This is a genomic window from Massilia sp. CF038, assembly GCF_900129765.1.
Lineage (GTDB): Bacteria > Pseudomonadota > Gammaproteobacteria > Burkholderiales > Burkholderiaceae_D > Telluria_A.
Genome location: NZ_FQWU01000006.1, coordinates 88,407 through 100,107, shown reverse-complemented (window position 1 = coordinate 100,107; position 11,701 = coordinate 88,407). Strand labels below are relative to the sequence as shown.

The window sequence follows — 11,701 nt, the reverse complement described above, 5'->3', positions numbered from 1 at the left end:
ATTGTACACCTGCCAATAGCCGATTTAAACGAAAATGTAGTAAGAATAGTTGAGTGACGTAGTAGGCTATTCCGAAATCACCAGATCCCGTTATTGTCCTACGAATTTTTATCTAACTTCGCTCAACTTCCATGAAAATAGCCATACTTGATGACTTTCAAGATGCAGTCCGGAATCTGGATTGCATCGAACTTTTGGCCGGCCACGACGTGAAAATCTTCAACAATTCAGCCCGCGGCGCCGGCCAGCTGGCCATCCGTCTGGCTCCGTTTGAGGCCCTGGTATTGATCCGTGAACGGACCACGCTGTCACGCGCGCTGCTGAGCAAATTGCCCAATCTGAAGCTCATCTCGCAGACCGGCAAGGTCAGCGGCCATGTGGATGTGGCGGCTGCCACCGAGCATGGCATCGCAATTGCCGAAGTGGTGGGTTCGCCTGTGGCCCCGGCGGAACTGGCCTGGGCGCTGATCATGGCGGCGTCGCGGAAAATCGTGCCCTATGCGAACAACCTGAAAGATGGACTGTGGCAGACCGCCTCCATCAATCCCGCCTTGAACGGCCTTGGTACTGTGCTGCGCGGCAAAACGCTGGCGATCTGGGGCTACGGGAAGATTGGCCGGCTGGTAGCCGGTTACGGCAAGGCCTTTGGCATGCAGGTACTGGTCTGGGGCGGCGACGCCAGCCGCGCTGCCGCCCAGGCCGACGGCTTTGAAGCAGCACCGTCGCGCGCCGATTTTTTTGCGCGTGCAGATGTACTCAGCCTGCACCTGCGGCTGGTCGAGGCCACGCGCGCCATTGTGCAGGCCGACGATCTGGCGCGCATGAAACCGACGGCCTTGCTGGTCAATATCAGCCGCGCCGAACTGGTGGCAGAGGGGGCGCTGGAAGCGGCATTACACCTGGGCCGGCCAGGCCAGGCAGCGCTCGATGTGTTCACCAGCGAGCCGCTGGCAGCGGACGCGCCGCTATTGCGCATTCCGACCGTGCTGGCCACGCCGCACCTGGGCTACGTTGAAAAGGATAGCTACGAAATGTATTTCAAGGCGGCGTTCGAGAACATCGTGCAGTTTGCGAAGGGCACGCCGAGCAATATCCTTAATCCGGCCGCGCTCGACTCACGCTAGCGCGGCGCGGATCTGCGCCCGTTCCTGCTCGGTAAAGGCAAGCACGGTCAGATCGTGATCGATCAGGATCAGCAAGGGCGAATCGGGCACTGCGACTGCCAGCGCCAGCCCTGGCGTGCCGGGCAGGTACAGAGGCTGGTCGCCGACCCGCAGCCGGTTGCTGCTCTTCACTTGTACGCCGTCGACTGTGCTTTCGAAGCGTACATTGTTGTGACGGTCGATATCGCGCACCGTCACGATCAGGGGCCGCAGTTCCATCTTCTTGCCTTCCAGGCGCACACGCTGCTTACTGCGCCAGCCCATCCGGGCACACAAGCAGGACAGGGCACCGAGCACTGCGCACAGCACCAGCAAGGTAAAGATGCGGTTGCCGATATGGGCGGTGCCCAGCGTGGTGGTGACGCGTTCCGGGCGAACCGTGCTGCGCAGGACGTCCACGGTGGTCTCGTAGCTGGTGCCAAGGAAGAGGTAGCTCTGCTCGACCGTGGCCAGCTGGTCGACCGCGGGATCTGGACGATAGGTGATCTTGGCTTCGCAATCGACGAAGATGAACTTCATACGCCGGCAGGCGCCGTCGATTTCGGCGTTTTCTTCCACCACGGATTTGCCTTCCCGCTTCATGGCGGCATCGCGCGCAATGTCCGGCAAGCTCAAGCCCATGGACAGCAGCACCAGCACGCCGAAGACAAGCGCCATGGCAAACATGGTCAGGGTGTTGTCGACGGTGCCGCCAAAATAGATGTGAATACGCCGGCGCGGGAAGACGTCGAGCAAGTCCGTACCCCGGGACGCGGGCGGCATGAGCGAGTTGGACGTGGACATTGGCAAGCCTTGTGATCGATTACTTGTGCCCGGAGAATAGGGCGACATTGAGAAAACGATAATAACATTTTCTCGTAAGTACGAAAATGTCAGAAGACTATGCTGTTGGGATACTGCGACAGGCGGCGCTAATCGGATGTTTCCCGCAAGCTTGTTTCGCCAAGAACCCGAATCGGCGGCGCCGGCAGCACATGCGCGCCAGTCCACAGACCAGCCCAGCCTGGCGGCCAGCCGATAGGAGGACCTTGATAAGCCGGTAAACCCGCACGCACGGCAATCACTGGCACGGGCGGCGCGTCGCGCAAACCGCCGGCGGCGGCGCGCTCCATGTCCAGACTGTACATATAGCCCGGCAGCAGCGCCTGGCATACGCCTTCGAACCAGTTGCGGTGGTCTTCGTCGCGCCCCAGCGCCTGGGCCAGGCCCTGGGGATCAAATTTGGCCAGCGCATGGATCAGCTCGTCGGTGCTGGCGCCAGGAGAATCGCCCCATCCCATCACCGGATTGCTGTTGTACTCGGCTCCCGAACCATACCAGCCTTCGCGCCAGGGTCGCTGCATCCAGTTGCGCTGGCCGGTAAACAAATGCCAACGCCAGTGCAGACCGGATGGCTTGGGCCAGGAATACAGATACAGCTTCTCATAGCCGGCCTGATGCAGTGCGCGCACCATGGCCATCAGACGCGCGTGCGGCATCCGGTCTGGTGGCGCGTGGCGGAACAGGATCGCTTCACCGTCGGCATGCTGGACTTCGTCTTGCGACAGATTCAGGTCCAGAGTGCGCGCTTCGCTGCCGAAGCGGGCGGAAATCCAGCCCGTGAGCAGGTTGACATGCGTGATGACGCCATACCCGCGATGGCGATGGAAAATAACGGTACCTGGGGCAACGGCTTTCATGGGGAGGAGATGGGCGTGGTTGAAATCGGCGCCGTCGTAACGGCTGTCAGAGGCATGAGGGTTTGACGGTGCGCTTGATTTTAGCTCAGCTGCGATGTTTGCGCGTTTCGACACGGGCGATGCTAACCGGTATCATTAGGCACCTTTTTCCACAGAATCTCCAGAACATTATGAGCTTGCGCATCATCGCCACCGGCGGCACTTTCGACAAACATTACAACGAACTGAACGGCACACTGGGTTTTGCCGACAGCCACTTGCCGGAAGTGATCGCGCGCAGCCGCATGACCATCCCCGTGCAACTCGAAATTCTCCCCCTGCTCGATTCGCTGGACATGCAGGATGCGGACCGTGAGCGTGTACTCACTTCGTGCCAGGGCGCGGCCGAGAAAGCCATCGTCATTGTGCACGGGACCGATACGATGAAGGAGACCGCCGCGGTTCTGGGCGCCCAGGCGCTGGGCAAAACGATCGTTTTCACAGGCGCCATGATTCCGTATTCGATCGCCAACTCCGACGCGCTGTTCAATCTGGGCTTTGCCAGCGCCGCCGCACAAACCCTGCCGGCCGGCGTCTACGTGGCCATGAACGGCCAGGTTTTTGCCTGGGATAACGTGACCAAGAACCGCGCAGCAGGCGTGTTCCAGCCCTTGTAATCCGCGCAGACGAAAAAAAAGCCGGCGGCCCTTGCGGGGCACGCCGGCTTTTCGCCAACTGCGCTTAACGAATCACAACGTGCGCTTGGGCAGCGGCGTTGTTTGGCACGGCCGTTCCGGTTTGCAGCACAAAGATTTGCTTGCCGGCCGTGGTATGGAACACCCCGACGCCGTAGGCTGGCTGACCGTTCACCAGCGGCAGCGCGACGTCCTGACCGTAGACCATGTTCACCGTGGTAAAGCTGCTGTAGGACTGGCGCAGCAAGCCGCCCGAAATGGTCAGCATCACGGTTTCCCCGTTGACTGGCGAAGTGCTGGCCCATTGCAGCGCGGTAGGACCACCCGCGTTCCAGGTGCCGGCGTAGCTCGGCGTTGGACTGGTGAACAGGTAGTCGCGGTTCCTGCCCAGCAGGACTTCGTCATTCTGGGCCAGGAAGAAGGCCGGTGAAATCTGGCCGGTCGGCCCATAGAAGACTTGCCCTGCGCCGGAGACTTTGCCCGTGGTTGGCGAGATATCGAAGTACTTGACCACCTGGTTGGCGCCCGCGTCAAAGTGGTACACGCGGTTCTTCAGGGCGGAATAAATGCCGCGGTCACCCGTGACGACCGAGAGATCGTCCATGCCCAGTGTGGCGGTCAGGTTGGCGCCGGTACGGGCGTTGATCACGGTGACAGGCGGCAGCAAAGGATCGACGGCGCGGCCGCCGATCACATACGTCAGGCCACTATCCAGAACAAACGCGGCATTATGCAGCGTGGGCACCGGCGTGGTCCTGATCAGGGCGCCAGTGGCCACGTCATACAGGCTGACACTGCCTTGCTGCAGCACCATGGCCAGCTTGCCGTCCGGGCTCAATTCCAGCGCGAAGTTGACCAGCACAGGCAACGCGGTCTTCTTCACCGCACCTGACTGCGGATCCATAATCGTCAGCGCTGCGGGCGCGCTTGAAATCGTGACGAGCTTGTTCAGCGACTTGCTGTATCGGGTTGCCAGCGGTACAAAGCTGGTCGGCAACGGTGCGCTGGTTTTGACCAGTACCGTACTCTTTTTCGCCGCCGTCAGCCCCTGGTTGTCCTTGACCACCAGATTCAGTTCGTAGGTACCGGGGACGTCGGGGGCGATTGTTTGCGCCGCTGCAGTGGAACTGCTCAGCGTCAACGTGCTGCTCACCGGTTTGTTGGCGATGGTCCATGCATACGTCAGCGGACCGCCTTCAGGGTCCGTGCTCACGCCCCCATCCAGAGTCAGTTGGCCACCGATAATCGTGCTGGCATCGACGCTGTCCGCGCCCACATTCGCATCGCCCGTGAACGACACCAGGGCAACCGGTGGCTGCGGACCGACGGGTGGAATCGGCGTTGGGGTCGGCGTTGGGGTCGGGGTCGGCGTGGGTGTCGGGGTTGGCGTGGGCGTCGGCGTTGGGGCCGGGGTCGGCGTGGGCGAGGAATTGCCGCCACCACCACCGCCGCCGCAGCCGGCCAGCAGCACGCAGGATAGCAGCGTCACGCGGGGCAGCAGGCCTGCGCGCGAAAACAGTGTATTTATAGTCATGATTATCCTTTTTGCATGGTGAGATTTCTTGCAATATACATTATTACTTATGCAAGATCAATAATCACACGGCAAAAAAAAACCGGGCGCACAATTGCCCGGTTTTGTCTTTTTCACACCACTTCATTTATCAGGCTTTGGCTTCTCCGCCCAGGGCTTCCACGATGTCGGCCATCATTTTTGCCAGTTCGCCCGTCATCAGCATCATGTCATTGTCGAAACGCTCTTCGTCGTTGCGGGTGCTGGCATCATTTTCCTTGATCACATCGAGTGGCTTGATGCCCTTGATCGCCAGCGACTCCGTGAGCACGAAGGAAATCTTGTCGTTCCAAGTCATGGCCAGACGGGTGCATTGCTTGCCTGCAGCGATATGGCGGCGGATGTCGTCCGCTTCCAGCGCGTGCTTCACGTAACGCACAGCCGCCTTGCTTTCGCCGGTGGCGCGCAGTTCGGTATCCTGATCGACCGTAAAGCCGACCGGCGCTTCATCGGTTTCCAGCCAGGCGGTCATTACCGCAACGGGCGAGCGTTGCACGCGCAGGCTTTCCAGCGGCATGCGGTCGACTGCCTTGAGCAGCAGCTTGACCACATCGTCCGCCTTGGACGGGCTGGCCGCATCGACCACCAGCCAGCCGTTGACCGGATCGATCCAGGTCCAGACGTTGCTGCGGATGCTGAACGCACGTGGCAGCAATTCGTCGGCCACGCGCTCTTTCAATTCTTTCATGGCTTTTTTGCCGGGAGCGAAACCTTGCGCTTCTTCCAGCTCGGCTGCCTTGGCCTTGGCCACCTGATTGATAACCGAACCAGGCAGCAGCTTCTTTTCGGTGCCCAGCAGAATCAGCATCTGTTTGTTGACCACGTGGACCAGACCGCCATTCGGACGCGGGGTATCCCAGCCCTGGCGCAGCAATTCATTGCTGGTGGCAGGCACGAAACTCTGTGGTGCGAGCGCCGCTTCCAGCTGCTCAGGGGTGTAGGCCCAGGGAGCGGGCAGGCGATAAATCTGAAGATTCTTGAACCACATGTGCGTTTGCCTTGTTTCAGTCAAAATTTCCGAAGGAACGATATTTTACACGCTCAGGTATGCCAACAGGCTGAGGACTTGCTCCCACTGTGGCGCGGCGGTGCTGACATTTTCTCAACAATCTAATGTCCCATGGCATGATGTGGTTTTCTATGGAGAAATGGCCGCTATGCTGATGCGCTCCATGTTGCTGCTCGCAGCATTGACCCAGGTACTGCCAGCGATGGCCGACAACGACTCGACGGATCCCAAGGCACAAGCCTTCATCCATGAAGCACAGCGTCTGGAATCCAACAACGATACATTCGGCGCGCTCCTGCAATACGAGCAGGCCGCGCGTGCTGACCCGAAGTCCTCGCAGGCAAACTCCGCAGCCGCGCTGATCCTTGCCGACTTGTTGGACACCAGTTCGTTTCCGGAGCATCCTCAGGTCCGCGAGAAAGCCCTGACGCTTGCCCGCAGCGCGCTGGCGATTGACCGGCATGACGCGGTCGCGCAGGCGCTGCTGCGCTCATTGGGCAACAATGACGATCAGCCTGCAATGACAGGAACAGCGGCTGCTGAACAAGCCCTTGCCGAAGGTAATCTGTTGCTTCAGCAGAAGGCCTATGACCAAGCGCTGCAAAAATATGAACTGGCAGTCCAGCTGGATCCAAGCTATCCGGCGCCATTACTGTCTATCGGGAATTTTCACCTCCAACGCGAGGATTTCCCTCGTGCCGAAACGGCATTGCGCCGGGCTGTCACGCTTGACCCTCAGTCGGGTGCAGGCTGGCGCTTTTTAGCCGATGCGCTGATCCGGCAGGAACGGTTCGATGAGGCGCAAGTTGCAGCGCTGTCCGCCCTGGCAGCACTGCCCAGCGCGAAAACAAGCTGGGCACGCCTTCGTCTTCTTGCCACTAGAGACGGCCAGCGCTTGGGATACTTTTCGTGGCGTCCAGCGACGCTGCCAGTTCCAGGGAAGGCTGACAACGCGGCCTGGCTTGCCTACGCCAGCGCGAATGGCAAGCATGTGGGCGACACCGCCTTGCCGGCTGCGGCAGAGGTGGCACGCTGGAAAAAAACTGCCGAGGCGATCATCCAGTCCGGCGCCCGCGACAAACTCGTGAGTCAAAGTTTAAAAGATCTGCTGCGCTTTCATCAGGCTGGCCAGCTGAAGGCGGCGGTGTTTGCACTCCACTATCAGGAATCCTACCGCGCCGAATTTGAGGCTTGGAAAAAAGCCGAGCCGGGGGGGCTGAAGCACTTCATCGACGCCTTCCATATCGGCCTGTAAAGCTCAGGCAAACGGAAACAGCTCGGCTTGCGCGCTGTCGCTGGCGCCAGCTGCCGACATGGCCGACAGCGTCGAGATCCGCACGCCCAGCAGGCGGATCTTCTTTTCGAATGGCACGCGCTTGAGACAGTCGCGCGCCGCTTTCAGGATGGTCAGCGGATCTGCCGTATTTTTCGGCAAGGTAATGTCACGCGTCACCGTTGAAAAATCTTCGAACTTGAGTTTGATGCCGACGGTCTTACCCGCGAGGTCATGTTTTTTGAGGTCGTCTGCCACGCGCCCGCATAAGGCTTCAATCTTGGCCGACAGTACCGGCCGGTCCGCCACCACTTGCAGGTCGCGTTCAAACGTCACTTCGCGGCTGACGGACTTGGTCTCGGAACTGGTGCGCACGGGCCGGTCGTCCGCGCCCTGCGCCACCCGACACAGCCACGAGGTATTGAGTTCGCCAAAATGCGGGCGCAGCACCGATGCATCCGTGCGGGCCAGGTCGCCAATGGTGACGATGCCGATGTTGTTGAGCTTTTCTTTTGCCTTGGGACCGACACCATTAATTTTTTGCACAGGCAGCGGCCAGACACGGGTAGCAATGTCTTCTTCCCGCAAAATGGTCAGACCGTTCGGCTTTTCCAGATCCGAGCAAATCTTGGCCAGCAGCTTGTTGGGCGCCAGGCCGATCGAGCACGACAGTCCCGTTGCGGCCGTGACTGCCTCCTTGATCTGGCGCGCCACCGCGGCAGCCCTGGCGCCAAATTCGGTCAGGTCGATGTAGATCTCATCGATGCCGACGTTTTCAATGATGGGAGCGATGCCCGCCACCGCTTCCTTGAACATGCTGGAAAACTTGCGGTAGGAATCAAAGTCGGTAGGCAGGAGGATCGCATCCGGGCCCAGCTTGGCGACCTTCATGATCCCCATTGCAGAGTAAATCCCCAGCGCGCGCGCTTCGTAGGTGGAGGTGGTGACCACCCCGCGCCCGACGTAGTCGCGCAGGCGGGCGAAGCGGCGGGTTCCGTCGACTTGCTCGACCGGGTGCTGGTCGCGGCCACCGCCGATGACCACGGCCTGGCCGCGCAGTTCCGGATACTTGAGCAACTCCACCGAGGCGTAGAACGCATCCATGTCGAGGTGGGCAATCTGGCGTTGGGCTGGGGCGGTCACGGGTCAGGTTCAATAACACTGTAATTGCATACAGTATTCACCACAACGGCAAATGTTGCAAGTTTTGCGCCGCGTCTGCCTGGCGCTCAGCGCAGATGGCTGCGCGTCAGCAACACCACGCTGTCGGCAAAATCATCCACATGCACCTTGGCTGCGCGGTATTTCCAGCGCTTGATGTACCAGTCCTGGAAGGTGGCCACGATGTGGGCTGCCAGCAAGGTGGTGTTGCCCGGTGGCGCAGGCGTGAGTTCATCGAGGATGCCGGCGATGGTGGTTTGCACCGACAATTCGGAGTTTTTTGCCATGCCGCGCTGCTCGTGGTTGAGCACGCGCGAATCCATGTACACAAAGTAGAACCAGGGCTGCAGGATTTCCGACAGGTAGATGGTGCCGCGCACCAGCGACTCCAGCCGGTCCTGGGGCGCGCTCAGGTGGGCAAACATGCGCGGCAGTTCAAAGGTGGCATGGCGCACCACGTCTTCGATCATTTCGGCCAGCTGATCCTTGCTGTCGATGTAGCCGTATAGCCCGCCCATCGACAAACCCGTCTCGCGGCACAGGTCGCGCAAGCTCATCGCGCGAAAGCCCACTTCGTTGGCCAGCTTGAAGGTGGCGCCGAAAATGCGCTCCATGTTTTCCAGCGCCGGCTTGCGGCGCTTGACGCCGATCCGGTCGGCGTGGCGGTCAACCAGATAGGTCCAGATGGTCTCGCCGTTAAGCGAACTCATGCGCTGGAATTGTTCGAAGTCGAAGCGGCCGGACTCCACATTGCTCATATTTGCTCGCGTCAGACCAGAGTTGGTATATAGAACGATTATATCGCCATAAAACCACATAAAAATTCAGTGAGGAAAAGAAGAGCCGCACATATTGCGGCGCGTCATGCTTTCTACATAAGCCAGTGCTAGATTCTGCAGACCGAGCGCTCGCTCTATTTATTTTTTCTCAGGGGCTTCAAGAGCGAAACACATCTGGTGAGCTCGGCAACAGGAAGGATTGTGCGACTCGCATCGCCCAACTTCCGTTCCAGCGTTTTACTTCCATCAACCATTACGGAGACACTGATGAAGAATCGCTTTTGGAAATGCCTGTCACTCGTTCTTGCAGCCAGCCTCATCCTGCCCGCCCCTTCCTGGGCCCTGGGTTACACCCAAACCCGCTATCCGATCGTGCTGGTCCACGGCTTGTTCGGATTCGACAATATCGGCCCGGTCGAGTACTGGTACGGCATCCCCTCCGCCCTGCGCAGCGGCGGCGCGGCCGTGTACGTGACCAGCGTATCGGCCGCCAACAGCACCGAAGTGCGCGGCGAACAACTGCTTACCCAGGTCAAGCAAATCATTGCCGCCACCGGCAAGGGCAAGGTCAATCTGATCGGCCACAGCCACGGCGGCCCGACCATCCGCTATGCCGCCTCGATCCGGCCCGACCTGATTGCCTCGGTCAGCTCGGTCGGTGGCGTGAACAAGGGATCGAAAGTGGCTGACATCATCCTGAAAGTCGCGCCGGGCGCGGCCGGGGTGGCAGATGCGCTTGCTTCCTTGATCAGCTTCCTGTCGGGCAGCTCGCAGTATCCGCAAAACAGCATGGCGGCAGCGCAGTCGCTCACCACAGCAGGCACGGCGGCCTTCAATGCGCGCCATCCGCAAGGCGTGCCCACCAGTGCCTGCGGTGAAGGCGCACCCGTGGTCAACGGCGTTTACTACTTCTCGTGGAGCGGCGGCAAAAGCTGGACCAATGCCTTTGACGTGGTCGATCCTTTCCTGCTCGCCACCGGGGTGGCGCTGGGCGAAAAGAACGACGGTCTGGTCGCCAGCTGCAGCTCGCACCTGGGCCGCGTGATCCGCGACGACTACGGCATGAACCACCTCGATGAAGTCAACCAGACCGTGGGCATCGTCAACCTGTTCGAGACCAGCCCGGTCACCGTGTTCCGGCAGCAGGCCAACCGCCTGCAGCAGCTGGGCCTGTAAATGAAATGACAAGCCGGCCGGCATGCGCACGCGCGCCGGCCGCTTGTTCGCAATAACACCACACTTAAATTCCAGGCAGAAAAGAACGGCCGTGCATATTGCGCCGCGTCATGCTATTTCGAAAAGATAGTGATAAATTCAAAAAACCGAGCGCTCGCTCTAATTTAAAAACATCCATCCCCAGGGCCGTCAGGAGCGGAAACATCTGGTGAACTCGGTAACAGGAAGGAATGTGCAACTTGAATTGCACAACTTCAGTTCCAGCAGTCGACTTCAAATACCAATAACGGAGACACAATGAAGAATCGCTTTTGGAAGTGCATGCCCGTCGTTCTGATCGCTGCCATGGCCGTGCCTGCCCCATCGTGGGCGCTGGGCTATACGCAGACCAAGTACCCGATCGTGCTGGTTCACGGCCTGTTCGGTTTCGACAAAATCGGACCAGTCGAATATTTTTACGGCATCCCCTCGGCCCTGCGCAGCGGTGGCGCCACCGTCTACACGACCAGCGTGTCGGCCGCCAACAGCACCGAAGTGCGGGGCGAGCAGCTGCTCACCCAGGTCAAGCAAATTGTCGCTGCTACCGGCAAAGGCAAGGTCAATCTGATTGGCCACAGCCATGGCGGGCCCACCAGCCGTTACGTCGCCTCGGTGCGGCCTGACCTGGTGGCCTCGGTTAGCAGCGTCGCAGGCGTGAACAAAGGCTCGCGGGTGGCCGACATCGCGCTGGGCCTGGTGCCAGGTGTGACCAGCACCCTGGCCAACGCGGTCGGTTCCCTGATCACCTTCCTGTCGGGCGGCTCGGGCCTGCCGCAAAGCGGCCAGAACGCCTTGAAATCGCTGTCGACCGCTGGCACTGCCGCCTTCAACGCAGCCCACCCGCAAGGCTTGCCGACCAGCGCCTGCGGCGAAGGCGCCTATGTCGTCAACGGTGTGCACTACTTCTCCTGGAGTGGCGGCAAAACCTGGACCAATGCTTTTGATGCGCTCGACCCAGTGTTCTTGCTGACTGGCGCGGCCTTCGGCGAAAAGAACGATGGCCTGGTCGCCAGCTGCAAGAGCCACCTGGGCCGCACCATCCGCGACGACTACGGCATGAACCACGCCGATGAAGTCAACCAGCTGATCGGCATCGTCAACCTGTTCGAGACCAGCCCGGTCACCGTGTTCCGCCAGCAGGCCAACCGCCTGCAGCAACTGGGCCTGTAAGGAGG

At 60.1% G+C, this 11,701-nt stretch carries 11 protein-coding genes; 5 read left to right on the top strand and 6 right to left on the bottom strand.

Translation table 11 applies throughout. The annotated features are described in order from the left end of the window. Positions 1–131 precede the first annotated feature (131 nt). Positions 132–1,124, top strand: a complete 993-nt coding sequence (locus BUC24_RS24630; protein WP_073223092.1) for a D-2-hydroxyacid dehydrogenase family protein — start codon at positions 132–134, stop codon at positions 1,122–1,124. On the opposite strand, the gene BUC24_RS24625 is transcribed toward BUC24_RS24630, so the two are convergent. Both BUC24_RS24625 and BUC24_RS24620 read right to left on the bottom strand, forming a co-directional pair. Beyond that, positions 1,116–1,946, bottom strand: coding sequence for a hypothetical protein (locus BUC24_RS24625; RefSeq protein WP_073223090.1), 831 nt, complete (start codon positions 1,944–1,946; stop codon positions 1,116–1,118). The genes BUC24_RS24630 and BUC24_RS24625 overlap by 9 nt on opposite strands. Before the next feature lie 128 nt (positions 1,947–2,074). Further along, positions 2,075–2,842 (bottom strand): L-asparaginase, encoded by a 768-nt coding sequence (locus tag BUC24_RS24620; RefSeq protein WP_073223088.1) that lies wholly within the window; start codon positions 2,840–2,842, stop codon positions 2,075–2,077. A gap of 170 nt (positions 2,843–3,012) precedes the next feature. Between BUC24_RS24620 and BUC24_RS24615 the strand changes: the two genes are divergently transcribed. Then, the gene (locus tag BUC24_RS24615) at positions 3,013–3,498 is read left to right on the top strand and encodes an asparaginase domain-containing protein (protein WP_073223086.1); all 486 of its coding nucleotides are present in this window, start codon (positions 3,013–3,015) and stop codon (positions 3,496–3,498) included. Positions 3,499–3,562: 64 nt separating this feature from the next. Here BUC24_RS24615 and BUC24_RS27405 read toward each other — a convergent pair whose 3' ends face one another. Continuing rightward, on the bottom strand, positions 3,563–5,050 hold the full coding sequence (locus BUC24_RS27405; RefSeq protein WP_229448783.1) for a PKD domain-containing protein: 1,488 nt from the start codon (positions 5,048–5,050) through the stop codon (positions 3,563–3,565). A 130-nt stretch (positions 5,051–5,180) separates the two neighbouring features. Next, complete coding sequence (locus BUC24_RS24600) at positions 5,181–6,077, bottom strand: recombination-associated protein RdgC (protein ID WP_073223081.1); 897 nt, start codon at positions 6,075–6,077, stop codon at positions 5,181–5,183. A gap of 100 nt (positions 6,078–6,177) precedes the next feature. On the opposite strand from BUC24_RS24600, the gene BUC24_RS24595 reads away from it, so the two are divergent. Continuing rightward, positions 6,178–7,353 (top strand): tetratricopeptide repeat protein, encoded by a 1,176-nt coding sequence (locus tag BUC24_RS24595; protein WP_178372615.1) that lies wholly within the window; start codon positions 6,178–6,180, stop codon positions 7,351–7,353. A 3-nt stretch (positions 7,354–7,356) separates the two neighbouring features. Here the strand turns inward: BUC24_RS24595 and dinB are convergent, their stop codons facing one another. Both dinB and BUC24_RS24585 read right to left on the bottom strand, forming a co-directional pair. Next, a complete protein-coding gene (gene dinB, locus BUC24_RS24590; RefSeq protein WP_073223078.1) occupies positions 7,357–8,514 on the bottom strand; it encodes a DNA polymerase IV in 1,158 nt (385 codons plus the stop codon). An 86-nt stretch (positions 8,515–8,600) separates the two neighbouring features. Beyond that, positions 8,601–9,290, bottom strand: a complete 690-nt coding sequence (locus BUC24_RS24585) for a TetR/AcrR family transcriptional regulator (protein ID WP_229448718.1) — start codon at positions 9,288–9,290, stop codon at positions 8,601–8,603. A gap of 288 nt (positions 9,291–9,578) precedes the next feature. Between BUC24_RS24585 and BUC24_RS24580 the strand changes: the two genes are divergently transcribed. Beyond that, a complete protein-coding gene (locus BUC24_RS24580) occupies positions 9,579–10,487 on the top strand; it encodes an esterase/lipase family protein (protein ID WP_073223076.1) in 909 nt (302 codons plus the stop codon). Positions 10,488–10,784: 297 nt separating this feature from the next. After that, a complete protein-coding gene (locus BUC24_RS24575) occupies positions 10,785–11,696 on the top strand; it encodes a lipase family alpha/beta hydrolase (protein WP_073223074.1) in 912 nt (303 codons plus the stop codon). The last annotated feature ends 5 nt before the right edge of the window (positions 11,697–11,701 follow it).